General features: G+C 60.7%; 26 protein-coding genes. 9 read left to right on the top strand and 17 right to left on the bottom strand.

Annotated elements, in window-relative coordinates; translation table 11 throughout:
• Positions 1–59: 59 nt before the first annotated feature.
• The 6 genes from ACM530_RS09515 to ACM530_RS09540 all read right to left on the bottom strand — a co-directional run bounded on the left by ACM530_RS09515 (position 60) and on the right by ACM530_RS09540 (position 7,632).
• The gene (locus ACM530_RS09515) at positions 60–1,607 is read right to left on the bottom strand and encodes a SulP family inorganic anion transporter (protein ID WP_262206854.1); all 1,548 of its coding nucleotides are present in this window, start codon (positions 1,605–1,607) and stop codon (positions 60–62) included.
• 85 nt (positions 1,608–1,692) lie between these two features.
• The gene (locus ACM530_RS09520; RefSeq protein ID WP_106576015.1) at positions 1,693–2,424 is read right to left on the bottom strand and encodes a carbonic anhydrase; all 732 of its coding nucleotides are present in this window, start codon (positions 2,422–2,424) and stop codon (positions 1,693–1,695) included.
• 228 nt (positions 2,425–2,652) lie between these two features.
• Positions 2,653–3,711 (bottom strand): PA0069 family radical SAM protein, encoded by a 1,059-nt coding sequence (locus ACM530_RS09525; RefSeq protein ID WP_178119645.1) that lies wholly within the window; start codon positions 3,709–3,711, stop codon positions 2,653–2,655.
• A gap of 70 nt (positions 3,712–3,781) precedes the next feature.
• A complete protein-coding gene (locus ACM530_RS09530; RefSeq protein ID WP_145158490.1) occupies positions 3,782–5,080 on the bottom strand; it encodes a cytochrome c in 1,299 nt (432 codons plus the stop codon).
• 12 nt (positions 5,081–5,092) lie between these two features.
• A complete protein-coding gene (locus ACM530_RS09535; protein ID WP_145158488.1) occupies positions 5,093–6,877 on the bottom strand; it encodes a GMC family oxidoreductase in 1,785 nt (594 codons plus the stop codon).
• A 2-nt stretch (positions 6,878–6,879) separates the two neighbouring features.
• Positions 6,880–7,632: a gluconate 2-dehydrogenase subunit 3 family protein gene (locus ACM530_RS09540; protein WP_119741302.1), complete on the bottom strand. Its 753-nt coding sequence runs from the start codon at positions 7,630–7,632 to the stop codon at positions 6,880–6,882.
• 272 nt (positions 7,633–7,904) lie between these two features.
• Here ACM530_RS09540 and ACM530_RS09545 point away from each other — a divergent pair, with 272 nt between their 5' ends.
• Positions 7,905–8,591, top strand: a complete 687-nt coding sequence (locus ACM530_RS09545; protein ID WP_262206851.1) for a dual specificity protein phosphatase family protein — start codon at positions 7,905–7,907, stop codon at positions 8,589–8,591.
• Between the two features lie 6 nt (positions 8,592–8,597).
• Here the strand turns inward: ACM530_RS09545 and ACM530_RS09550 are convergent, their stop codons facing one another.
• Complete coding sequence (locus ACM530_RS09550) at positions 8,598–8,870, bottom strand: YheV family putative zinc ribbon protein (protein WP_065902760.1); 273 nt, start codon at positions 8,868–8,870, stop codon at positions 8,598–8,600.
• The gene (gene prlC / locus ACM530_RS09555; protein WP_145158482.1) at positions 8,867–10,918 is read right to left on the bottom strand and encodes an oligopeptidase A; all 2,052 of its coding nucleotides are present in this window, start codon (positions 10,916–10,918) and stop codon (positions 8,867–8,869) included. Before prlC ends, ACM530_RS09550 begins: the two co-directional genes overlap by 4 nt.
• A gap of 102 nt (positions 10,919–11,020) precedes the next feature.
• On the opposite strand from prlC, the gene ACM530_RS09560 reads away from it, so the two are divergent.
• Both ACM530_RS09560 and ACM530_RS09565 read left to right on the top strand, forming a co-directional pair.
• Positions 11,021–11,563, top strand: coding sequence for a gamma carbonic anhydrase family protein (locus ACM530_RS09560; RefSeq protein WP_145158480.1), 543 nt, complete (start codon positions 11,021–11,023; stop codon positions 11,561–11,563).
• Complete coding sequence (locus ACM530_RS09565; RefSeq protein WP_145158478.1) at positions 11,560–12,219, top strand: HAD family hydrolase; 660 nt, start codon at positions 11,560–11,562, stop codon at positions 12,217–12,219. The genes ACM530_RS09560 and ACM530_RS09565 overlap by 4 nt, the downstream gene beginning before the upstream one ends.
• Positions 12,220–12,314: 95 nt before the next feature.
• Here the strand turns inward: ACM530_RS09565 and ACM530_RS09570 are convergent, their stop codons facing one another.
• Entirely contained in the window at positions 12,315–13,358 is a 1,044-nt protein-coding gene (locus tag ACM530_RS09570) for an aminopeptidase (protein WP_416364664.1), read from the bottom strand.
• Between the two features lie 142 nt (positions 13,359–13,500).
• Between ACM530_RS09570 and ACM530_RS09575 the strand changes: the two genes are divergently transcribed.
• Positions 13,501–13,923: a hypothetical protein gene (locus ACM530_RS09575; protein WP_106576005.1), complete on the top strand. Its 423-nt coding sequence runs from the start codon at positions 13,501–13,503 to the stop codon at positions 13,921–13,923.
• On the opposite strand, the gene ACM530_RS09580 is transcribed toward ACM530_RS09575, so the two are convergent.
• Complete coding sequence (locus ACM530_RS09580) at positions 13,924–14,163, bottom strand: DUF1161 domain-containing protein (RefSeq protein ID WP_010207769.1); 240 nt, start codon at positions 14,161–14,163, stop codon at positions 13,924–13,926.
• Positions 14,164–14,413: 250 nt separating this feature from the next.
• Complete coding sequence (locus tag ACM530_RS09585; RefSeq protein WP_141156381.1) at positions 14,414–14,845, bottom strand: OsmC family protein; 432 nt, start codon at positions 14,843–14,845, stop codon at positions 14,414–14,416.
• Positions 14,846–15,061: 216 nt separating this feature from the next.
• Here ACM530_RS09585 and ACM530_RS09590 point away from each other — a divergent pair, with 216 nt between their 5' ends.
• Positions 15,062–16,063 (top strand): LLM class flavin-dependent oxidoreductase, encoded by a 1,002-nt coding sequence (locus ACM530_RS09590; RefSeq protein ID WP_106576004.1) that lies wholly within the window; start codon positions 15,062–15,064, stop codon positions 16,061–16,063.
• Positions 16,064–16,124: 61 nt separating this feature from the next.
• On the opposite strand, the gene ACM530_RS09595 is transcribed toward ACM530_RS09590, so the two are convergent.
• Both ACM530_RS09595 and ACM530_RS09600 read right to left on the bottom strand, forming a co-directional pair.
• Entirely contained in the window at positions 16,125–16,352 is a 228-nt protein-coding gene (locus ACM530_RS09595; protein ID WP_145158474.1) for a DUF1161 domain-containing protein, read from the bottom strand.
• Positions 16,353–16,467: 115 nt separating this feature from the next.
• Positions 16,468–16,683, bottom strand: a complete 216-nt coding sequence (locus ACM530_RS09600; protein WP_145158472.1) for a dodecin — start codon at positions 16,681–16,683, stop codon at positions 16,468–16,470.
• Positions 16,684–16,837: 154 nt separating this feature from the next.
• Here ACM530_RS09600 and ACM530_RS09605 point away from each other — a divergent pair, with 154 nt between their 5' ends.
• Entirely contained in the window at positions 16,838–17,164 is a 327-nt protein-coding gene (locus ACM530_RS09605; RefSeq protein WP_003170746.1) for a DUF883 family protein, read from the top strand.
• Positions 17,165–17,172: 8 nt separating this feature from the next.
• On the opposite strand, the gene ACM530_RS09610 is transcribed toward ACM530_RS09605, so the two are convergent.
• On the bottom strand, positions 17,173–18,069 hold the full coding sequence (locus tag ACM530_RS09610) for a LysR family transcriptional regulator (protein WP_145158470.1): 897 nt from the start codon (positions 18,067–18,069) through the stop codon (positions 17,173–17,175).
• 109 nt (positions 18,070–18,178) lie between these two features.
• Between ACM530_RS09610 and trpB the strand changes: the two genes are divergently transcribed.
• The 3 genes from trpB (at position 18,179) to ACM530_RS09625 (ending at position 20,808) form a co-directional block, all read left to right on the top strand.
• Positions 18,179–19,405, top strand: a complete 1,227-nt coding sequence (trpB, locus tag ACM530_RS09615) for a tryptophan synthase subunit beta (RefSeq protein ID WP_262206847.1) — start codon at positions 18,179–18,181, stop codon at positions 19,403–19,405.
• Entirely contained in the window at positions 19,405–20,214 is an 810-nt protein-coding gene (gene trpA / locus ACM530_RS09620) for a tryptophan synthase subunit alpha (RefSeq protein ID WP_119741286.1), read from the top strand. The genes trpB and trpA overlap by 1 nt, the downstream gene beginning before the upstream one ends.
• A gap of 138 nt (positions 20,215–20,352) precedes the next feature.
• The gene (locus ACM530_RS09625; RefSeq protein ID WP_262206846.1) at positions 20,353–20,808 is read left to right on the top strand and encodes an RcnB family protein; all 456 of its coding nucleotides are present in this window, start codon (positions 20,353–20,355) and stop codon (positions 20,806–20,808) included.
• 174 nt (positions 20,809–20,982) lie between these two features.
• On the opposite strand, the gene ACM530_RS09630 is transcribed toward ACM530_RS09625, so the two are convergent.
• The 3 genes from ACM530_RS09630 to ACM530_RS09640 form a co-directional block, all read right to left on the bottom strand.
• Positions 20,983–22,293, bottom strand: a complete 1,311-nt coding sequence (locus tag ACM530_RS09630; protein ID WP_106575998.1) for an MFS transporter — start codon at positions 22,291–22,293, stop codon at positions 20,983–20,985.
• 167 nt (positions 22,294–22,460) lie between these two features.
• The gene (gene dgoD, locus ACM530_RS09635) at positions 22,461–23,609 is read right to left on the bottom strand and encodes a galactonate dehydratase (RefSeq protein ID WP_416364665.1); all 1,149 of its coding nucleotides are present in this window, start codon (positions 23,607–23,609) and stop codon (positions 22,461–22,463) included.
• 61 nt (positions 23,610–23,670) lie between these two features.
• Positions 23,671–24,291 (bottom strand): 2-dehydro-3-deoxy-6-phosphogalactonate aldolase, encoded by a 621-nt coding sequence (locus ACM530_RS09640; RefSeq protein WP_145158462.1) that lies wholly within the window; start codon positions 24,289–24,291, stop codon positions 23,671–23,673.
• Position 24,292: the final 1 nt, after the last annotated feature.

Below are 24,292 nucleotides of genomic sequence, written 5' to 3' on the forward strand. Positions count from 1 at the left end.
TTTGACTGATACACCGCTTTCGCGAGCAAGCCCGCTCCCACATTTTTGATTGGGTTCCGTCAGCTAGTGGACGGTGCCGAACCTATCCCCACCGTCGTGCGCACCCGGCCTTCAAGCCTGCGCTTCAGGCCGCGCGCCTCGATCACCAGTTGCGAGCCCTTGGCCGCATTGGCCCGGCCCCATTCCTCCAGCAACTCCAGGCAGGAATGGTCGATGTAACTCAAGTTGCTCAGCGGCACATGCAACGTGGTCCCTGCGGGCACCGTCGACAGCACTTGGGTCAGTGCCGGCACTTTCAGGAAGGTCGCCGCACCGGTCAGGCGCAACTCCATCTCACCGTCCTGGGGCAGGTCGATCAGGCTGATTTTCAGTCGCGACGCCTTGAAGGCCAACTTGACCAACGTCAGCCCGAAGCCCACCAGTACACCGGTCAGCAAGTCGGTAAAGATGATCGCCAGCGCCGTCGCGGCATAGGTGAACATCGGCATCCGCCCGTATCGGCCCAATGCGCGAAATGCTTTCACGTCCACCAGCTTGATCCCGGTGTACACCAGCACGCCCGCCAGGCTCGCCACCGGGATGCTTTGCAGCACGCTCGACAGCAACAGCACGAACCCCAGCAGCCATACACCGTGGAACATCGCCGACAAGCGCGTGGTCGCACCGGCCTGCACGTTGGCCGAGCTGCGCACGATCACGCCGGTCATCGGCAGCGCGCCGACCAGGCCACAAAGCATGTTGCCTACACCTTGAGCGGACAATTCCTTGTCGAAATCCGAGCGCTGGCCGCTGTGCATGCGGTCAACCGCAGCAGCCGACAGCAGGGTTTCGGCGCTGGCGATAAAGGCCACGGCGAACGCGGCGATCAACAGTTGCGGATCGGCCAGGTTCAGCAAGTCGCTGGGGCGTAGCCAGTCAATGGCATCGGCAAGGTTTTCCGGGACTTCCACACGCTTGACCTGCAACGCCAGCACCAGGCTGGTGACCGTCGCCAAGCCCACGCCCAACAAGGCGCCTGGCACAAACCGCAGTTTTTGCGGGCGCAATTTATCCCACAGGTACATCACCAGCATCGTCGACAGCCCCAGCAAACCCGCTTGCCAGCCAAGGCCTGCGCCCAGGGTTGGTATCGCCTCAACCACCGCGGCCGGGAAGCCCGCCAGGTTATCCAGCCCGGAAGGCTTGGGCGCGCCGTCGAGCATCACATGGACCTGCGAGAGCACAATCAGCACGCCGATCCCCGCCAGCATGCCGTACACCACCGCCGGCGCCGTGACGCGAAACCAGCAGCCCAGACGCAATCGCCCGGCCACCAATTGCAGGAACCCCGCCAGCAACAGGATGGGGCCGAGCATCATCATGCCGTGCTGGCGCACCAGTTCGAACACCAACACTGCCAAACCTGCGGCGGGCCCGCTGACCTGCAGCGGCGATCCAGCCAGCCAACCCACCACCAGGCCACCGATGATCCCGGTGATCAGCCCTTTGGCCGGCGGCATGCCAGACGCAATCGCGATGCCCATGCACAAGGGCAGGGCGACCAGAAACACAACCACGGACGCGAGCAGCTCCCGAGGCAATACAGCTTTCAATTGAGCAGCACGCATATTGACTCTCCCAAGGCATTCGCCGGGCGCGGCAATGCCTGGCTGCATCCATGGCAGCCACCGCATTACCCGGCAGGGAAGTGTTTTAGAAGCGCGCTTTAGGCGTCGCGCAAGGGATTGGTCCGTCGCCGCTCAGCGGTCGAAATGCCGCCTGATCTGCATCGTAGGCTCGGATTTCGCTGGTCTCGATGTTGTAGATCCAGCCATGGATAAACAAATGACCATTGGCCATGCGTGAGGCCACGGAAGGGTGGGTGCGCAAATGCTGCAACTGGGCGATGACGTTTTCTTCGGTCAGCACCTTCATGCTTTCGCCTTCATTGGCGCAGTCGCAGTTGTCCTCAACCATGGACTTGGCGACCTCGGCATGACGCAGCCAAGCCCGGACTGTCGGCATTTTTTCCAGGCTCTGGGGGTTGAGTACCGCGCGCATGGCGCCGCAGTCGGAATGCCCGCACACGATAATGTGCTGCACGCCCAGGGCGAGAACCGCGTACTCGATGGCCGTGGAAACGCCGCCGTTCATCTGTCCATAGGGTGGCACCACGTTGCCGACGTTACGCGTGACGAACAGGTCGCCAGGGGAGCTTTGGGTGATCAGCTCGGGCACGATCCGCGAATCTGCACAGGTGATAAACATCGCCCGTGGGCTCTGGGCCGTGGCGAGTTTTTTGAAGAGTTCTTCTTGCTGGGGGAAGACGTCGTGATGGAAATGCAAAAAGCCGTCAACGATGTGCTTTAGCGCTGCATCGGCGGACTCGGCCACCTGAGGGGCTGAAGCCGACGCAGCCAACGGCTGTTTATCCTTGTCACTCATGATTCATCCTCTTGATTAATGCAGGGAGAGTGTTCAGGTCATTTCGACGCTGGGCCAGTGGATTAGTTGTAAAACGCTGAAGACCACGGTTTCGACCCACCAGTCACTCGCAGAACAAGGTAACCGCCGAAACTTAACTCAAACTGAATGAACCGCTCTAGATCGCGGGTTTCAGTGATGTCAAAACGCGACTATTCCTACAGGCATGTCGCGCTCTTCTTGGTCAGTTTACAACAATGCCATCTGCCTGCCCGGTGGGCAGAACGCCGTGCAATCCAGATTAAACCCTTCCCGACGATTAAGCCCCAGGCGCTTGATCGCCTTGCTGAAGCGCTGCGCCAGCAGATCGGCGAACGGCCCCTCACCCCGCATGCGCACACCGAAGCGGCTGTCGTACACCTCACCGCCGCGCACCTGGCGCACCAGGCTCATCACATGGGCCGCGCGCTGCGGGTAATGCGCCGCCAGCCACTCCTCGAACAACGGCGCCACCTCCAGTGGCAAACGCAGCATCATGTAGGCCGCACTTTGCGCACCCGCCGCGTGGGCTTCGGTCAGCAGGCTTTCCAGCTCGCTGTCGTTGATCATCGGAATCATCGGTGAACACAACACGCCCACCGGAATGCCTGCCTCGCGCATCACCCGAATCGCCCGCAACCGTGCCTTGGGCGCCGCCGTGCGCGGTTCCAGAATGCGCTTGAGCTCATCGTCCAGGCTCGTGAGGCTGATCATCACTGCCACCAGCCGCTGCCGGGCCAGCTCGGTCAGCAGGTCGAGGTCACGCAAAATCAGCGAGCCCTTGGTGATGATGGTCACCGGGTGGCGGTAGCGCAGCAGCACTTCGAGGGTCTGCCGGGTGATCCTGTACTCGCGCTCGATGGGCTGGTAGGGGTCGGTATTGGAGCCCAGATTGATCGGCGCACACACATAACCCGGCTTCGACAGCTGTTGTTCCAGCACCTGGGCGGCATTGGTCTTGGCGATCAGCTTGGTTTCGAAATCCAGCCCCGGCGACATGTCCCAGTAAGCGTGACTGGGCCGCGCGTAGCAGTAGATGCAACCGTGCTCGCAGCCGCGATAGGGGTTGATCGAGCGATCAAACGGCAGGTCCGGCGAGTTATTGCGGGTGATGATGCTTTTGGCCGTTTCGATACGCACTTCGGTGCCCTGGGTCGGCGGCACCTCCTGAAACCAGCCGTCGTCCTCGGCCACACTGACCGTAGGCGCAAAGCGATTGTGCAGGTTGGTGGCCGTGCCCCGGCCACGGGGCGGTAAAGGTGTAGACATGAAAACGCCCCAATACTGTTTTTATATACAGTAAAGGGGCGTGATGGTTATGACCAGTGCCGTCTGGCGGTCAGTGCTTTTGCGTCACTTGCCCCAGGTCATCGCCCGAGGTGGTGCGCATATCGCTCTTGCGCAGGTCCGCCACGTCGCTGGCTTTTACCGGCGCGCCTTTGTTGCCCCAGCTGCCGCGGACGAAACTGACCACATCCGCCACTTCCTGGTCCGACAACCGCCAGGCAAACGCCGGCATGGTAAACGTCGACGGTGCCGTGTGCGTAGCCGGCAAGGTGCCGCCATTCAACACAATGTTGATCAGCGACGTGGCATCCGCCGTTTGCAACACCGGGTTACCCGCCAGCGCCGGGAACACTCGCGTATAGCCATGGCCGTCGGTACGGTGGCACGCCGCGCAGTTGTCGATATACACCGACGCGCCCGGCTTGCTGTCGTCACCTTTCCACAACGCCTCGGCGACCTGTTTGTCGTACTGATGCGGCTGATCCTTGGGATCCACCGCCGGCAGGCTCTTGAGGTAGCGGGCAATAGCAGTCAGATCGTCCTGCGACATGTACTGCATGCTGTGCACCACCACATCGCTCATGCCGCCAAACACGGCGCTGCGATCACTGCGGCCGGTCTTGAGAAATTGCACCAGTTCGTCCTCGCTCCAGCTGCCGAGGCCGTCCTTGTGATCGCCACGCAGGCTTTTCGCGATCCAGCCTTCCAACGGCGCGCTGCCCGACAAGAAGGCGTTGCCGTCAGTGGCGCTGAGGGCTTTTTCCTGCATGGTCAGGGCGCGCGGCGTGTGGCAGGCGCCGCAATGTCCCAAGCCTTCAACCAGGTACGCGCCACGGCTGACCACCGGGTCGGCGGCCGGTTGTGCCGGATGCTCCTCAACGGCCGGCGCAAACATCCAGCGCCAGGCCGCCAAGGGCCAGCGCATGCTCAAGGGCCAAGGAATATCGCTGTCTTTGTTCTCTTGGGCGACCGGCTCTACACCCTTCATGAAGTAGGCATACAACGCCTGCATGTCGCTGTCGCTGACACGCGCGTAAGACGGGTAGGGCATCGCCGGGTAAAGCGTACTACCGTTCTTGGCGACGCCATGGCGCACGGCCTTGTCGAAATCTTCGAAGCTGTAGTCGCCCAGGCCGGTCTTGTCCGGGGTGATGTTGGTGGAGTAGATCACGCCGATCGGGGTTTCCATCGGCAGCCCGCCGGCAAAGGGTTTGCCACCCTTGGCGGTGTGGCAGGCCACGCAGTCACCGGCGCGGGCCAGGTATTCGCCCTGCTTGACCAGGTCGGTTTCAGCGGCGCTTACCGAACAGCTGCTCAAGAGTGCCAGGGAGGCGATAACAAGTGCTTTCATGGTCATCGCTCCTTATGCCTGAACCAGTGGGCCGGGGTTTTTCAGGTACTGCTCGCGGATCGCTCGCGCCGACCAATAGGTCAGTGCCGCCACCAGGCCAGTAGGGTTATAGCCCAAGCCCTGTGGGAAAGCTGACGCGCCTGGGACAAACACGTTGTGTACGTCCCAGCTCTGCAGGTAGCGGTTCAACGCACTGGTTTTCGGGTCGGTGCCCATGATCGCGCCGCCGTTGAGGTGGGTGGTCTGGTAGGCCGCAGTGTTGAAGTGCTCACCGACCTTTTTGCCGAGCACAGCAATGGCCTTGGGGTTCATCGCTTCGGCGACCTTGCCCATTTTCTCCATCATGAAGCGGTTCATCTTGATGTCGTTTTCTTGCCAGTCGAACGTCATCCGCAGCAGTGGCAGGCCGTAGGCATCGCGGTACACCGGGTCCAGATCCAGGTAGTTGCCCCGGTAGGATTGATGCGCACCGTGGGCGTCCATCGACACCTGGTGGGTGTAGTAATCGGCGGTCGCGCGCTTCCAGGCACTGCCCCACGCTGGCGTGCCTGGCGGGTTGGACGTACCGGCAATCGGCCGGCTGCCGGCCTGGTTGACCCACATCGGCGAACCGCCGACAAAGCCGTGCGGCCCATGGTCGAAGTTATCCGCGTTGAAATCATCAATGGCCACGCCATTGCCGCCCGCACCGATGAAGTTATTGGTGTGGGTGTCCTTGTCGAAGAAGGCTTTGATGGTGCCCATGTTCTGGTAGGCGAAGTTGCGGCCCACCACACCCTCATTGGTAATCGGGTCGTAGGGTTTGCCGATACCCGAGAGCAACATGAGGCGCACATTGTTGAACTGGAATGAGCCTATGATCACCAGGTCAGCCGGCTGCTCGCATTCGCGACCCTGGGCGTCGATATAGGTCACGCCGGTGGCCTTGCTCTTGGTGCTGTCGAGGTTGACCTTGAGCACGTGGGAATTGGCCCGCAGCTCAAAGTTCGGAACCTGACGCAGCGCCGGCAGGATGTTCACATTCGGCGAAGCCTTGGAGTACATGTAGCACACGTAGCCGCTGCAGAAACCGCAGAAGTTGCACGGGCCCATCTGTGCGCCGTAGGGGTTGGTGTACGGCCCCGACGTATTGGCCGACGGCAGGTTGTAGGGTTTGTAACCAACCTCGGCGGCCGCTTTCTGAAACAGCTGTGCGGAGACGGTGTTTTTCTGCGACTCCAACGGGAACGGGTTGGAACGATCCGGCGCGTACGGGTTGCCACCACGGCCTTCGCCCACCACTTGACCTTTTACGGTCCAGGCCTGGCCGGAGGTGCCGAAGACTTTTTCCGCGTAGTCGAAAAACGGTTCCAGCTCTTCGTAGCTGACGCCGAAGTCCTGGATGGTCATGTCCTTGGGAATGAAGTTTTTGCCGTAGCGCTCTTCGTAGTGGCTGCGCATGCGCAACTCGATAGGGTCGACACGAAAGTGCACGCCCGACCAGTGCAGGCCCGCGCCGCCCACGCCATTGCCCGGCAGAAACGCACCCAGCTGGCGGTTGGGCAGGGCGACGTCATTCACGCTATGGCGAATGGTCACCGTTTCTTTGGAGATGTCCTGAAAGAGTTTTTTACGCACGCTGTAGGTCAATTCGTCGATGACCTGCGGATAGTTGCCGTCCGGGTAGGTGTCCTGCATCGGGCCGCGCTCCAGCGCTACCACGTTGAGGCCAGCTTCCGTGAGTTCCTTGGCCATAATCGCGCCGGTCCAGCCGAAGCCCACGATCACCGCGTCCACTTTCTTCATAATGGTCGCCACGTTTATGCCCTCTCGCCGCGAATGGAAACAGCCGGGAAGGGGTATTGCTCGTTGCGTTCAACCCAGTCCATAAAGTCGGCGCGGGCGCCGGGGAAGCCGATCATGGTCCAGCCGACCATACCTTTGTTGCCGCCGTGGATCGGGTCGCAGAAGAATCCTTCCTTGGTGTTTTGCAGCAGCAGGTTGAAGAACATCTTTGCGGGCACCGTCTCAAAGTGCGCAGTCACTTCGCTGCCGCCGGCTTCAAGGCGGCGCAGCATATCGTCCTGGGTAGCGCTGTCTTGCGCGGCAAAGGCCTTGCCGTTAAACGCCTTCGACCACGCATCCGTCGCTGCAATGCCCAGGCGATAAATGTCCTTGGGCACCAGCTTGCTCTGCCAGCCCATCTCCGGGGCCGCATCGGCGTTGAACGGGCCCTGCATGAACCACAGCGCGCCTGCGGCGTAAGGCGTGTTCATCTGGCGGTCGATGTATTCCGGCGCACCAGCCTCCAAGGCGCCAGGGCCCTGGGCATCAGCAGGAATCAAACGCGCGACGGCGGCGTTGAGAAACGCCCACTCTTCAGCCGTGAAATAGCTCGGTTCGTAGGCTTTGTCGCTGACCGGCGGCTTAGCCTCGGCAGCCTGCACCGGTTCCGGCGTGGCCATCAGCATCGAGCCACCAAAGCCGGTGCTGGCAACCGTGACCACCGGGATCAAGGTCAAGGATTTGCGCAAAAAATCACGCCGGGGATTGTCTTGATCTTGATCAGACATAGGTGCACCTCATCATGTGGTCACGGGTTTATCAGCCGCTTCTGGGAGCAGCGTGAAGGCTTGCCAGGAAATTGGATCCAAAGGGATAGAACACAGTGGCAAACAATAGTTACAAATGATAGCAGGCTAAGAATTGAGAAAATCGGTTCAGCGAGAAAAACAGCAGATCAGGTCGGTATTCACGATTCTTTGACGAGTACCTCACGCCGCATTGACCCCGCGTAGGCGAATCTTTGGCCCATCAGCCATTTCCCTATTCGGTTACAACGCGCATGTTCGAGATTCGATTGCTGCCTGCCCTCGGCATGGCGCTTCTGGCCCTGTTCGCCACCGCGCACGCCCAGGCGGACGGCGCCTCCTCCCTACGCTCACCGGAATGGGCCCAGCCTGTGGGGGACCAGTTCAATCTGCACCAAATGACGCCCACGCTGTATCGCAGCGCGCTGCCCAACGGCAATGCGCTCCCCGTATTGGAAGATCTGAAGATCGCCACGGTGATCAACTTTCTGCCGGAATCTGATGCAACGTGGCTCAAGACATCTGATATCAAACAGGTGCAGCTGACTTATCGCACCAATCACGTCGACGATTCGGACGTACTCGCGGCGTTAAGGGCCATCCAGGATGCAGAAACCAAAGGCCCGGTGCTGATGCACTGCAAACACGGCTCGGACCGCACAGGTTTGATGGCGGCGATGTACCGCGTGGTGATCCAGGGCTGGAGCAAGGAAGATGCGCTGAACGAAATGACACTGGGCGGTTTTGGTACCAGCAACGGTTTCAGGGACAGCGTTCGCTACATGATGAAAGCCGATGTCGACAAGTTGCGTACGGCCTTGGCGAATGGCGATTGCAGCACCAGTGCGTTTGCCCTGTGCTCGATGAACAGTTGGCTCAACACGGCCAATAGCAGCCGTGTCGACACCAAAAAAGACGCTGAACTGGTGCTGACACCCTGATGGGCGTCAGTCTTTTTTCAGCTTCGGATTGGGAAAAAACTGCACGGCCTGCACCTTCGGGTCCGGCGCTTTCAATGCCGATGTATTAACCCGCGTGCCCAACTCCTTGGGCACCGACAGACCTTGGTCATTCAACGTGTCGGTATAACCGCAAGCCACACATTCGCGGTGCGGCACGTTGTCTTCAGTCCACATCTTCAACTTGTCCGGCTCGCTGCACGCCGGGCAGACCGCCCCGGCGATAAATTGCTTTTTGGTAATCACAGGCCCTTCGCTCATGCTGCCGCGTCCTCACTCAGGCCGCTGTGGCGCAAGAGTGCGTCAATCGACGGCGCACGTCCGCGGAAATCGACGAACAGCACCATCGGTGCCTGCGAACCGCCGCGCGCCAGGATGGCTTCGCGGAAGGCGCGGCCGGTCTCGGCGTTCAGCACGCCGTCTTCTTCAAACTTGGAGAAGGCATCCGCCGACAGCACTTCCGCCCACTTGTAGCTGTAGTAACCCGCCGCGTACCCGCCGGCAAAGATGTGCGCGAAGCTGTTAGGGAAGCGGTTGTACGCCGGTGGGCGCATCACCGAGACCTCATCGCGCACGCCTTCAAGCACTTGCGCAACGCTGCGGCCATCGCCGTGGGTGGCATGCAGTTCGAAGTCGAACAGCGAGAACTCAAGCTGGCGCACCATCATCAGGCCGGACTGGAAGTTCTTCGCCGCGAGCATTTTTTCCAGCAGGTCCTGGGGCAGCGGCTCGCCGGTTTCATAGTGACCGGAGATCAGTGCCAGGCCTTCCGGCTCCCAGCACCAGTTCTCCATGAACTGGCTCGGCAATTCCACCGCATCCCAGGCCACGCCGTTGATGCCGGAGACGCCGGCGTGTTCGACACGGGTCAGCAGGTGATGCAGGCCGTGGCCGAATTCGTGGAACAGCGTGGTCACTTCATCGTGGGTCAGCAGGGCAGGCTTGCCGCTGTCGGCCGGGGTGAAGTTGCACACCAGGTTAGCCACCGGGCTTTGCAGCACGCCGTCAACCGTGCGGCGACGGTCACGCGCGCCGTCCATCCAGGCGCCGCCACGCTTGTTGGCGCGGGCGTACAGGTCGAAGAAGAAGCGGCCGACGTGCTGGCCGTTTTCCTTGATTTCGAACAGGCGAACGTCCGGGTGCCAAGTGTCGAAACCTTTTTGCTCGGCGATCTCGATGCCGTACAGGCGCTGGACGATGGCAAACAGGCCGCCCAATACTTTGTCGATCGGGAAGTAGGCGCGCAGGGCTTCCTGGGACACGCTGTAGCGCTGCTCGCGGAGTTTTTCGCCGTAGAAACCACTGTCCCAGCTTTGCAGATCCGCACAACCTTGTTCGGCGGCATATGCCTTGAGCTGTTGCAGGTCCTGGGCGGCAAACGGCTTGCTGCGCTTGGCCAGGTCGCGCAGGAAGCTCAGCACCTGGTCGCTGGACTCGGCCATTTTGGTGGCCAGGCTCAGCTCGGAGAACGACGCATAGCCCAGCAGTTGGGCCAGCTCCTGACGCAGGTCGAGGATCTGTTCCATCACCGGGCCGTTATCATTCTTACCGGCATTCGGGCCTTGGTCCGACGCGCGGGTGCAGTAGGCCGCGTAGACCTCTTCGCGCAGGGCGCGGTCGTGGGCGTAGGTCATCACCGCGTAGTAGCTGGGGAATTCCAGGGTGATCAGCCAGCCATCGAGGCCTTTGGCCTGGGCGGCGGCGGCCATTTGCGCCTTGGCCGAATCGGTCAGACCGGCGAGGGTGGCTTCATCGGTAACGTGCTTGGTCCAGGCCTGGGTGGCATCCAACAGTTGGTTGGAAAATTTGCTGCCCAGCTCGGAGAGCTTGCTCTGCACTTCGGCGTAGCGCTTTTGCTGCTCAGGCGGCAAATCGATACCCGACAGGCGAAAGTCGCGCAGCGAGTGCTCAAGGATAGTCTTTTGCGCCACGTCGAAACCGGCAGCTTCGGGGCTGTTGGCCAAGGCTTCGAAGGCCTGGAACAGTGCACGGTTCTGGCCCATTTCGGTGGAGTAGGCGCTCAATGCCGGCAGGCAAGCCTCGTAGGCCTCGCGCAGTTCAGCGCTGTTGCATACGGCATTGAGGTGGCTGACCGGGCTCCAGGCGGCGCCCAGGCGATCATTCAGTTCATCCATCGCCAGCACCAGGCCGGCCCATGTAGGATTTTTACCCTGGCTTTGCAGGATGCCTTCGATGGCAACACGGTTGTCGGCGAGGATCTGTTCGATGGCCGGTTGCACGTGCTCGGCACGGATCGCCGAGAACGGCGGCAGGTCGTAGGACTGCAGAAGAGGGTTGTTCGCGCTCACGGTGGGCACCTTGGCTGAAGAAACTTGTAAGAACAAAGATGGGGCCATCTTAATTACAATCAACACCCACCGCAGCTATCAGCAGAAGAGAGAGAGGCTATCGTGACCCTTCGCACCTATCAGAACCACACGCCAACCCTGGGCGCCGGGGCTTTTGTCGATATTTCGGCGGTGGTGATCGGCGATGTCGAAATCGGCGCCGACAGCTCGGTTTGGCCGCTGACGGTGATTCGCGGCGACATGCACCGCATCCGCATCGGTGCGCGCACCAGCGTGCAGGACGGCTGCGTGTTGCACATCACCCATGCCGGGCCGTTCAACCCGGACGGCTTCCCGCTGCTGATCGGCGATGACGTAACCATCGCCCACAAGGTCATGCTGCATGGCTGCACGGTGGGCAACCGCATCCTGATCGGCATGGGCAGCATCGTGATGGACGGCGCCGTGGTGGAGGACGACGTGATCATCGGCGCTGGCAGCCTGGTGCCGCCGGGCAAGAAACTGGAGAGCGGTTTTTTGTACGTGGGCAGCCCGGTTAAACAGATCCGCCCATTGACTGACAAAGAGCGTGCCTTTTTCACCTACAGCGCCGCGAACTACGTGAAGCTCAAAGACCTGCACCTGGCGCAAGGATTCGACCGATGACCCTGAACTACTCCACCGTGCTGTTCGACCTGGACGGCACCCTGACCGACCCGCGCGAGGGCATCACCCGTTCGATCCAGTACGCCCTCGGCAAACTCGGCATTGATGAACCCGACTTGACCAAGCTGGAACACTTTATCGGCCCGCCATTGCTGCAAGCCTTCATGCAGTTCTATGGCTTCGATGAGGCCAAGGCCTGGGAAGCGGTGAATTTTTATCGCGAACGCTTCAAGGTCACCGGCCTGTATGAAAACCGCGTATTCGACGGCGTCATGCCGTTGCTTGAGGAACTGAATGGCCAAGGCCGACAGCTGTATGTGGCCACGTCCAAGCCGTGGGTATTCGCCCGCGAGATTGCCCGGCACTTTGATTTTGCCAAGCACTTCAAGGTGATCTACGGCAGCGAACTGGACGGCACACGCACCAACAAGGTTGAGTTGATTGCGCACTTGATGAATGAAGAGGGCCTGGACCCGGCGACCACGTTGATGATCGGGGACCGCAAGCATGACCTGATCGGCGCGCGCAGCAATGGGCTGGATTCAGCGGCGGTGGGGTATGGGTTTGGCAGTTTTGAAGAGTTGAATGCCGAGGCGCCGACCTGGCATTTTGAGACGCTGGCGCAGATGCATCAGGCGTTCATGAGGCGCGGCTGATGCCGCTATCGCAGGCAAGCCAGCTCCCACATTCGACCGCATTCTCATGTTGAAACTGGGTCAAGTGTGGGAGCTGGCTTGCCTGCGATGAGGCCCTAACGGCCGCCACCCTCCAACCGCCGCAACGCCGCCTTACGCTGCTCCACCGGCAAGCCACCCATCTTCTCCACCGCCGCAAAGAACTTCACCCAGTCCCCACCTTCCTGCGCAAACAACGCCGCAAACGCCGGCACCCATTGGTCATACAGCCCAAACGGCAGCAACCGCGCGTTGTTCATCGGCTGGTTGATCCACACGTCGTAACGTTTATCACCTCCCCACTGGCTATCGCGCATTTGCCGGTAATCGCTGCGCAAACGCTCGAATTCCGCCGCCTTGGCCTGGCGCATCACGTCAACTGCCAAGGGCTGTGCGTAAAGCTTTTCCAGGCGTTTACGGGTATCCAGCACCATTCGGATAAATTGATCACGCTGCTGCAACGCCGCATCGCTCAGAGGCGCCAAGCCCCGCGCCGCACGCCATTGACGAGTGCCTTCCTGCTCGACGAAGTTGGCATACGACTCGTTGAACTCGGTGTCGTCCTTCACATAAAAACGCTGGTGCGCCAGCTCATGAAAAATCAGCGTGGCCAGGCGCTCATCGCCCCAGTTCATCATCGAATTCATGATCGGGTCGTTGAACCACCCCAAGGTGGAATAGGCCTCGACGCCACCAATCGACACGTCCATGCCTTGTTGCTGCAGCAACGCCGCCTCACCGCGCGCCGCGCCCTGGTTGTAATAACCGCGATAGGCGACGCATCCGGCAATCGGGAAGCAATGGGTTTCGGGAGAGAGGGAAAATTCCGTCGTAGCGAATACATTCCAGACTACGTATGGCCGGCCAATGTCCGCGTACAACCTGTAACTCTGGTTGTCGGGCAAGTGCAGGTGCTCACTGGCGAACGTGCGGGCTTTTTGCGACTGCACCAAGTGCTCACGCAATACCTGTGGGCGAGAAGGGTCGGCAATCACCTCGGCAACCGGCTCACGGGCCCGCAGCAATTGCCATTGGCCGCTGGCGAGCTGGCTGTAATAACTGACACTTGAGCAGCCGCTGAGCAGCACCACCATTAACCCTGGAAGAAAACGCCTCAACATGCTCCGACTGCTCCTGGGTAATTTGCTCGCCAGCCTATCCTGCCTGCACGGAATTTTTCCATGGCCTGGCGTGTTTATACTCATGAGGAGTCTGCTGCCATCGGCGCCGGGCTCAATTCCTTCCTACCGTTGAGTGCCTGCCATGCGCCAGCTCCTGCTACCTGTCACCGTCCTGTTTCTCAGCGCCTGTGCTTCTACGCCGATTCCCCCAGTGGATCCGCATCAGGCCTGGGTCGACTTCGCCACCCCGACACCCGGCGCCAAACTGGTGATGGCCCAGCGCCTGGACGGCAAGAATCTGAATGACGGGCGTTTTTTCCAAGTGCCACCCGGCAGCCACGAGCTGATGGTGCGCTTTGATTTCGAGGTGAACACGGGTACAGGCTTTGGCGGGCTGGACCAGACGCACGACCGCACCTGTTTCATGACCCTGCAGTACGACAATTTCCAGGCAGGCCAGCGCTATGTGCTGGAAGGGCGCTCGCTGGCCTTCACGCCCAACATTCGGCTGTATAACTCAGCGCGTCAGTTGCTGGCGCAGGAGCGCAGCGTGAACTGCATCTGATCAGTCGTTGTTCTTCTGATAAACGATGGCTTTGGTGCCGTTTTCACAGCTGCCGACGACCATGGCGCTGTCATGCTTGTCGGCTTCTTCCTTGCTGACGATTTCCAAGGTGTAGGACGGCACGGCGTTAGCCTGGATCTTGACCTCGATCTCTTTTCTAAGCTCTTCACAATCTTTTGGAGCGGCCACGGCCGAAGTGGCCAAAACACCGCAGATGATCGCCAAGGCAAAACGTTTCATGTGTGAAGCTCCCTGAATGCATGCGCACGAGTGTGCGCCTAGCTGCATAGGCTATAGGACCACATAGGGGAAATACGAGTTCTGATTTAAAGCAGAACTAAATGTGGGAGCGGGCGTGTGTGGGAGCTGGCTCGCCTGCGATGGCAGCGCCTCGGTGCAACTGCAAAACCGAGGTGTGCCTATCGCGGGCAAGCCCGGCTCCCACACAAACCCGCTCCCACACTGGATCTACGCGGTTAAGCAGACCGCATTAGCTGACGAGCGTGGCATCCAGGCTGATCTTGGCGTTCAGCACCTTGGACACCGGGCAGCCTTCCTTAGCCTTTTTGCTCAGTTCGTCGAACTGCGCCTGGCTTGCGCCCGGGATCTTGGCTTTCAATACCAAATGCACAGCAGTAATTGCGAAGCCGCCTTCCACTTGGTCCAGCGTCACTTCAGCCTGGGTGTCGATGCTGTCAGCCTTGAGGCCGGCGTCGCCCAGAATCATCGAAAACGCCATGGAGAAACAGCCGGCGTGCGCCGCACCAATCAGCTCCTCAGGGTTTGTGCCCTTGCCGCCTTCGAAACGGGCCTTGAAGCCGTAGGGCGCTTCGCGCAATACGCCGGTTTCAGTGGAAATGGAACCCAGGCCTGTCTTCAGATCACCTTCCCAATGCGCGGATGCTTTTTTAACGATACTCATAGCGGTCTCCTCGAACGGTGGTTTTGCTTCAGTAAGGTTCTGAGGATAGAAGCTCTGGCAAAGTTCATCTTGTCGGAGAAACCTAGCATTCCAGTAGGAAATTTCCCTAGCTACTATTGAATCTCGGGTATATGCCCTCATTGCATAGAACATGCACATGAAGCGGCAGGTTTTGGTTCGTCTATAAGCCTGCGCACCTATTGGAGAAGCAGGCTTATGAAATCGCTGTCCGACGTGAAATTCTCGACCCTGGACCTGGTGCCCGTGCGCGCCAATGGCAGCCCGGCGCAGTCATTGCGCAATTCCCTGGACTTGGCCCAGCACGTGGAAAAGTTTGGCTATAACCGTTTCTGGGTGGCCGAACACCACAACATGGATGGCATCGCCAGCTCTGCCACCTCGGTATTGCTCGGCTACCTGGCCGGTGGCACCTCAACCATTCGTGTCGGCTCCGGCGGCGTAATGCTGCCCAACCATGCACCGCTGGTGATCGCTGAGCAGTTCGGCACCCTGGAAAGCCTGTATCCGGGCCGGATCGACCTGGGACTGGGCCGCGCGCCGGGTTCTGATCAGATGACCGCCCGCGCCCTGCGTCGCGAACGCTCGGGCAGCGCCGACGACTTCCCTGATGATGTGGCCGAGCTGATGGCTTACCTGGGCCCACGCACGCCGGATCAACGGGTTATTGCCGTGCCGGGCACCGGAACCAATGTGCCCGTGTGGTTGCTCGGCTCCAGTTTGTTCAGCGCGCAATTGGCCGGTGAGCGCGGTTTGCCCTACGCCTTCGCCTCGCATTTCGCACCCCGCCTGATGCATGAAGCTATTCGCGTGTACCGCAATCACTTCAAGCCTTCAGCCGTATTGGACAAGCCCTACGTGATGCTTGGCATCCCGCTGGTGGCCGCCGATACCGACGAGCAGGCCGATTACCTGGCCACCTCGGTGTACCAGCGCATCCTCGCGCTGATGCGCGGGCAAAGCCTGGTGCAACGTCCGCCGGTCAAGACTATGGACGGCCTGTGGCTGCCCCATGAAAAAGACGCGGTCGGCAGCTTCCTCGGCCTGGCCATGGTCGGCAGCCCGGCGAAGATCCGCGCAAAACTGGACGTGCTGGTTGAGCAGACTGGTGCCGATGAGCTGATCTTTACCTGCGACCTGTACGAGCACGCCGACCGGATTCATTCCTACGAGCTGCTGGCGCAGTTGATGAAGGGCTAACATCCGCAGGCAAAAAAAAACGACGCACCTGTGCGTCGTTTTTTATGTCTGGAGCAAGGGGTTAACCGCGCTTGTAGACGATTTCCTTGGTGCCGGCTTCGCAGCTACCGACGACTGTGTGGTCGCTGGGTGCCGCGCCTTTGTCTACTACCTCCAGCGAGTAACCCGAGGCGCCCTTGGCGTCGATTTTCGCTGCGATTTCGCTTTTCAGCTCTTCACAAGGCTTGCCCGCCGCCAGGGCTGTGCCCGCAATGCTCAACAAACCTACCGCTAACAGGAACTTCTTCATCCGTTACTTTCCTTGCGCTGATCGAAAAGAGCGTGCCGACGCTTTCGCATCGGCACCCATTGGTTGTAGCGCAGGTTATGGCAATCGGCCAGTCGGCAAAGTTCAACCGACGTGATCAACTACTGGCGATTCGGAACCCCACCTTGAGCGTGACCTGGAAGTGCGCGGCCTTGCCGTCCTTGATGTGACCACGGGTTTCAGTCACTTCGAACCATTCCAGGTGCTTGATGCTTTTGTTCGCTTCGGCGATGGCGTTGTTGATGGCGTCTTCGATGCTGGTCGCCGACGAACCCACCAATTCGACTTTCTTGTACGTGTGATGATCAGACATGGCGTTTCTCCTGAGGTCTTTAGTGAGCGTAGCAGTCAATGTTCGTACTGCTTCTGGCGACTATTCCCACTCAAAAGTTCAGATTTACTGCACTTTCTGAAAACGCTGGAGTCGGTATCTACACATGCCACTCAATCACTTCAGGAGAGTCCACATGGCCAACACTTCTTTACGCAAAGCGTCGCTGGAAAGCATGGAAGCCGAGATTTCGAGCCTTCTCAAGTCCCTTGAGAGCCTTAAGGACGATGCGTCCGACGAGTCGCGCAAAACGCTGAAGGCCCTGAAAAGCAATGCCGAGAATGCCCTCAAGCACTCCCGTCATCTAATCAGCGATGCCTACGAAGAAAGCAAAGTCAAAATCCGCGAAACCGGTGTTGCAACCCGGGACTACGCACAAGAGCACCCATGGACTACCGCCGGCGTCGCCGTTGGCGCGCTGGGTCTGCTGGCGGCTTACCTGCTGTGCAAACGCGGCGACTGAAACACCGGCTACACCGGCTGGCGCAACAGCTCTGCCTTGAGCCACTGCGCCAGTTGACCCGCGCGCCCGTCTGCGGCGCGCTTGGGTAGCCACAGCGCCAGGTGCGCCGGGGTTTCGCTGAAACCCCATGGCGCCACCAGGCGACCCGCGCGCAGGTCCTCTGCCACCAGCGGTTCTGGCGCAATTGCCACCCCAAGCCCTGCCACCGCTGCCTCCAGCAAATAATACAAATGCTCAAACCCCTGGCCGTGTTTCAACGCGCCGGGTGCAATGCCGTATTGCTGCGCCCAACTAGGCCAGGCTTGCGGGCGCGAGGTGGTGTGCAACAAGGCTTCGCCACACAAGGCTTGCGCCGGGGCCTGGCGCAAACGCTCGTAACCGGCAAAGCGCGGGCTCATCACCGGGCCAATGCGCTCGCTGGCCAACTCGTATACCTGCATGTCCGCCGGCCACGGCGGCTCAGCGAACACCAACAGGGCGTCGAGGCCGGGACGCCTGGGGTCAAGATCGCCGTCACCTGCTGACAGGTGCAGGCGCAAGTCCGGCAGGTCGGCGTTCAAGCGGCCCAGGCGCGGGATCAACCAGCGCGCCAACAAACTGCCCGAGCAGCCCAGCACGAACGGCGCATCGGCGCTGGCCTGGGTCAGCTCGGCACACACATCCCTCAAACGTTCGAACGCCTCTGCGCTGGCATCGCGTAGCCGAACGCCGGCATCTGTGAGTTTAAGGCCGCGTCCCTCTTTGGCGAACAGGCTGACACCCAAATGCTCTTCGAGCACCTTCAACTGGCGGCTGACGGCGCCGTGGGTCACATGGAGCTGCTCGGCAGCCTGGCTAACGCTGTTGAGCCGGGCGGTGGCTTCAAATGCACGCAAGGCATTGAGGGGTGGTAGGTCTCGGCTCATCTGTGAGTTTTCCTGACAGGTTGCGGCGATCTTATCGGTTTTCAGCGTAGCGTGTCAGGGGTAGAGTGGGCCTCATTGCCTCTCCTCACATTCTTTACCGGAGCGCCCCATGACTCAGTCCCAGACCGATCTACGCAACGGCCCAGACGCCAACGGCTTGTTTGGCGCGTTCGGCGGCCGCTACGTCGCTGAAACCCTGATGCCGTTGATCCTCGACCTGGCCCGCGAATACGAAGCCGCCAAGATCGATCCGGCATTCAACGAAGAATTAGCCTACTTCCAACGCGACTACGTCGGACGTCCAAGCCCGCTGTATTTCGCTGAGCGCCTGACTGAATTCTGCGGCGGCGCCAAGATTTACCTCAAGCGCGAAGAGCTCAACCACACTGGCGCGCACAAGATCAACAACTGCATCGGCCAGATCCTGCTGGCGCGGCGCATGGGCAAGAAACGCATCATCGCCGAGACCGGCGCCGGCATGCACGGCGTGGCCACCGCCACCGTGGCCGCGCGTTTTGGCCTCGACTGCGTGATCTACATGGGCACCACCGACATCGAGCGCCAGCAGGCCAACGTGTTCCGCATGAAGCTGCTGGGCGCCGAAGTGATCCCGGTGGTCGCCGGCACCGGCACCCTCAAAGATGCGATGAACGAAGCCCTGCGTGACTGGGTGACCAACGTCGACGATACCTTCTACCTGATCGGCACCGTCGCCGGCCCACACCCCTACCCGGCGATGGTGCGCGACTTCCAGGCCGTGATCGGCAAAGAAACCCGCGACCAACTGCAAGCCCAGGAAGGCCGCCTGCCGGACAGCCTGGTGGCGTGCATCGGCGGCGGTTCCAACGCCATGGGCCTGTTCCACCCGTTCCTGGATGACACCAGCGTCGAGATCATCGGCGTTGAAGCGGCCGGCCACGGCATCGAAACCGGCAAACATGCCGCCAGCCTCAACGGCGGCGTGCCCGGCGTACTGCACGGCAACCGCACCTTCCTGCTGCAGGATGACGACGGCCAGATCATTGACGCCCACTCGATTTCCGCCGGCCTCGACTACCCGGGCATCGGCCCTGAACACGCCTGGTTGCATGACATCGGCCGCGTCCAGTACACCTCGGTGACCGACGACGAAGCCCTCGATGCGTTCCACACATGCTGCCGCCTGGAAGGGATTATTCCTGCACTGGAAAGCGCCCACGCCTTGGCTGAAGTGTTCAAACGCGCACCGAACCTGCCGAAAGATCACCTGATGGTGGTCAACCTTTCCGGCCGTGGCGACAAAGACATGCAAACCGTGATGCACCATATGCAACAGTCGAAGCAGGAGAAACACTGATGAGCCGCCTGCAAACCCGTTTTGCGCAACTCAAAGAACAAAACCGCGCCGCCCTGGTGACCTTCGTCACCGCCGGCGACCCGGGTTATGACACCTCGCTGGCGATCCTCAAAGGCTTGCCGGCAGCTGGCGCCGACGTGATCGAGCTGGGCATGCCCTTCACCGACCCGATGGCCGACGGCCCGGCGATTCAACTGGCTAACATCCGCGCGCTGGAAGCCAAGCAGAACCTGGCGAAAACCCTGCAAATGGTTCGCGAGTTCCGCAAAGACAACAACGACACGCCGCTGGTGTTGATGGGCTACTTCAACCCGATCCACAAATATGGCGTGCCGCAGTTCATCAGCGACGCCAAGGAAGCCGGCGTAGACGGCCTGATCGTGGTCGACATGCCGCCTGAGCATAACGGCGAGCTGTGCGACCCGGCCCAGGCAGCAGGCATCGACTTTATCCGCCTGACCACGCCAACCACCGATGACGTACGCCTGCCGACCGTGCTCAATGGCAGCTCCGGCTTTGTGTACTACGTGTCGGTGGCCGGTGTGACCGGTGCCGGGGCGGCCACCCTGGAGCACGTTGAAGAAGCCGTGACTCGCCTGCGTCGGCATACCGACCTGCCGATCAGCATCGGCTTTGGTATCCGCACGCCGGAACAGGCAGCCGCTATCGCGCGCCTGGCAGACGGTGTGGTGGTCGGTTCGGCGCTGATTGATCACATCGCCACTGCCAAAAATGATCAGCAGGCGATTGATGGCGTGTTGACCTTGTGCGCGGCGCTGTCGGAAGGCGTTCGCAACGCCCGTAAGTAAACGCCGTGTAGCAGTAGGTAAAGTTCCTGATACAGAGGAATCATACTGTCGAATCAGTACCTAAACTGACAAGACCAAGGGATTTCGAACCCGGTTCGAAATCCCTTTTTTGTTCGTGCAGTACTGAGGAAACACCCCATGAAAATGCCTAAACGCTTGATCGCTGGTCTCGGCGTGCTGATGCTCGGCGCGAGTGCCTTGGTGCAGGCCGCGCCACCTGACCAACGGGGCGATGACAATGGTCCTGGCCCTGGCCGTGGCGGCCCGCAAGGCCAGCACGAGCAACGCGGCGATGACCATCGTGGCCCGCAGAACAACCGTCGTGGCCCGCCTCAGGACTTCGGCCCGGTGCGGCAGATCATCCACGACAACCACGGCCAGTTCGCCCGTGGCGCACCGCCGCCACCGAATGTACGCCTGGTCCGCGGCCAGCCACTGCCACGCGGCTACTACGGCGAACGCCTGGACAACCGCGCCCTGGCACGCCTGCCGGTTTACCCGGGTTATGAATGGCGCCGTTCCGGCCCGGACGTGGTCTTGATTGCAGTCGGCACAGGCATCGTCTACGAGATTCTGGACGGCGTACTTAACTAATCCCTCGCACTAACACTAACCTGTGGCGAGCGGGCTTGCCCCGCGTTGGGGTGCGAAGCGCCCCCAAAACCGGATAACGCGGGTTTCCCTGAAAGACCGCAGTAGCCTTGATGGGGCTGCTGCGCAGCCCAACGCGGGGCAAGCCCGCTCGCCACAGGGGTCGCTCGCCACAGGCTATTCCTTCAGTTCTATACGTTCGACTTTGCCTACAAGCAACACGTAGGACAGCGCGCCCAGCAGCGCCAGCACCGCAATGTAGGTAATCGCCGGCGCAAACGAATCACCACTGGCCAAAAAGCCAATCACAATCGGCGTCGTAATCGCCGACAAGTTACCGATAAAGTTAAACACCCCACCGGTCAACCCCAGCAGCCGCGCAGGCGCCAAGGTCGACACCAGCGACCAGGTGATCGACGCCAGGCCATTCCCAAAGAACGCCACCGCCAGAAACGCAATCACCCACGTCGTCGAATCCACATAGTTGGCGCCAATGATCGCCGTGGAAATCAGCAGCCCGCCAATAATCGGCAACTTGCGCGCAAAGCCTACCGACGTGCCGCGTCGAATCAGCCAGTCAGAAAACAGCCCCGAACACAGTACGCCGACAAACGCCGCCAGAAACGGCAGCGACGCCAGCAAGCCCGACTTGATGAAGTCCATGCCGCGATATTTCACCAGGTAGGTCGGGAACCACGTCAGAAAAAACCACAACGTGGAGTTCAGGCAAAACTGCCCCAGGTAGATGCCCCACAGCTTGCGCTTGCTCAGTACGATCCCGAGGTCGACCCAACTGAATGGCGCCTTGACCGCCTTGGCCTGCATATCCACCAGCCCGCCGCCTTCGCGGATCAGCTCGATTTCAGCCGCATTGGCGCCTTTGAAGTCCTTCGGCTCGCGGTACACCGCGTACCAGATCAACGCCCACACAATGCCCACGCCACCGGTGGCGACAAACACCATGTGCCAGCCGAACGCGTGTTGCAGCCAGGCCAGTACCGGCGTGAGAAACGCCAGCCCGACAAACTGCCCGGAGGTATAAACGCCAATCGCCGTGGCCCGCTCGCGCTCGGGAAACCAGGTGGTGACCACGCGACTGTTGATCGGATAGGCCGGCGCTTCCAGCGCGCCGACCGCCATGCGCAGCACAAACAGCGCGATAAAGCTGGCGGCAAAACCAAGCATCACGGTGGCAATCGACCACAGCAGCAAGGCCACGGTGTAGAGAATGCGCGGCGGCACGCGGTCCACCAACCAGCCGCCCGGGATCTGCATGGCGGCGTAGGTCCAGCCGAACGCCGAGAAGATCAGCCCGACATGCACCGGGTCGATGCCCAGCTCGCTGGTCAGCGCCGGGGCGGCAATCGACAGGTTGCTGCGGTCGAGGTAGTTGATCACCACGGTGATAAACAGCAGCACCATGATGAAGAAACGCTTTCTGCTGGGCGTGACGAGAGAAGCCTGCCCGGTGAAGGATTCAGGGTGCATGGGGGTTGCCTCTTCTTATGTTTATTGAGGACAGGTCTTACTGGACCAAAGGTAGGAGGGGGCTTGCCCCCGATGAGGAGTGCCAGTCACCGAATGCATCAACTGATACACCGCTATCGGGGGCAAGCCCCCTCCCACATTTTGTGTCCGATTTCGTCAGGGGCTGATCACCACTCGGCAAAGCTGCCGTCGGCATGCCGCCAGATCGGGTTGCGCCAGCGGTGGCCGATAGCCGCGCGCTCGATCACGTATTCCTCGTTGATCTCGATGCCCAGGCCTGGCCCGTTGGGGATTTTCACAAAGCCTTTGTCATAATCGAACACGCCCGGGTCTCGCACATAGTCGAGCAGGTCGTTGCTCTCGTTGTAGTGAATGCCCAGGCTTTGCTCCTGGATAAACGCGTTGTAGCAAACCGCGTCCAGTTGCAGACAGGCCGCCAATGCAATCGGGCCCAGCGGGCAGTGCAGGGCCAGGGCCACGTCGTAGGCTTCGGCCATGTTGGCGATCTTGCGGGTTTCGGTGATGCCGCCGGCGTGGGAGGCGTCCGGCTGGATGATGTCGACGTAACCTTCGCTGAGCACGCGCTTGAAGTCCCACCGTGAGAACAGGCGCTCGCCCAGCGCAATCGGCGTGCTGGTCAACGGCGCCAGTTCTTTGAGCGCTTCGTAGTTTTCGCTGAGCACCGGCTCTTCGATAAACATCAGTTTGTAAGGGTCGAGTTCTTTCATCAGCACCTTGGCCATGGGCTTGTGCACCCGGCCATGGAAGTCGACGCCAATGCCGACGTTCGGGCCCACCGCATCGCGCACGGCGGCAACGTTGGCCAGGGCCAGGTCGACTTTGTCGAAACTGTCGACAAACTGCAGCTCCTCGGTGCCGTTCATTTTCACGGCAGTGAAACCACGGGCCACGGCCTCTTTGGCGGCACGCGCGGTATCGGCGGGGCGGTCGCCGCCGATCCATGAATACACGCGAATCTTGTCACGCACCTGGCCGCCCAACAGGTCGCTGACCGACACACCAAGCGCCTTGCCCTTGATGTCCCACAGCGCCTGGTCGATACCGGCGAGGGCGCTCATGTGCACGGCACCGCCTCGGTAGAAGCCGCCGCGATAGAGCACCGTCCAGATGTCTTCGATATTGCGTGGGTCTTTGCCGATCAGGTAGTCGGAAAGTTCTTCAACAGCCGCCGCCACCGTGTGCGCGCGGCCCTCGACCACAGGTTCACCCCAGCCGGTCACGCCCTGGTCGGTTTCGACCTTGAGGAAGCACCAGCGCGGCGGGACGATGAAGGTGGTCAGTTTGGTGATTTTCATCTTCTTATCTCTCTTGTCGATGCAGCGCCGAGGGCGCAAAACTTGCGTTCTTTTCAGGCCATCAATTCAGCGCATTCCAGGCGGCGACATACGCCTGGGCACTGCTCGCCACTTGATCCACAGACATGCCCGGCTTGAACAACCCGGACCCCAGGCCGAAGCCCTTGGCGCCTGCGTCGAAATACACCTGCATGTTGTCCGGAGTCACGCCGCCGACCGGCAGCAGCAATGTGCCCGCCGGCAATACCGCCAACCACGCCTTGATCACGGCCGGGCCCATTTGCTCGGCCGGGAACAGCTTCAGTACGTCGGCGCCTTCGGCCAAGGCGGCGAAGGCTTCGGTGGGCGTGGCCACACCCGGTGACAGGTACAAGCCCGCCGCTTTCGCGGCGCGTAGCACCTTGGCATCGCTGTGGGGCATGACGATCACTTGGCCACCGGCGGCTTTGACGTGCTCGACCTGCTCGGGCGTCAACACGGTGCCCGCGCCGATCAGGCAATCGGCGGGCAGGCTGTCGCGCAGCGTGCGGATGCTGGTGTAAGGGTCCGGCGAATTGAGCGGAACTTCGATCACGCGAAAGCCGGCCTGATAGAGCACTTGGCCGATCGCTTCAGCTTCGTGCGGCCGTACACCGCGCAGGATTGCGATCAAACCGTTGTGTGCGAGTGCTTGCTTGAGCATG

The organism is Pseudomonas sp. NFX183, assembly GCF_047943075.1.
GTDB lineage: Bacteria > Pseudomonadota > Gammaproteobacteria > Pseudomonadales > Pseudomonadaceae > Aquipseudomonas.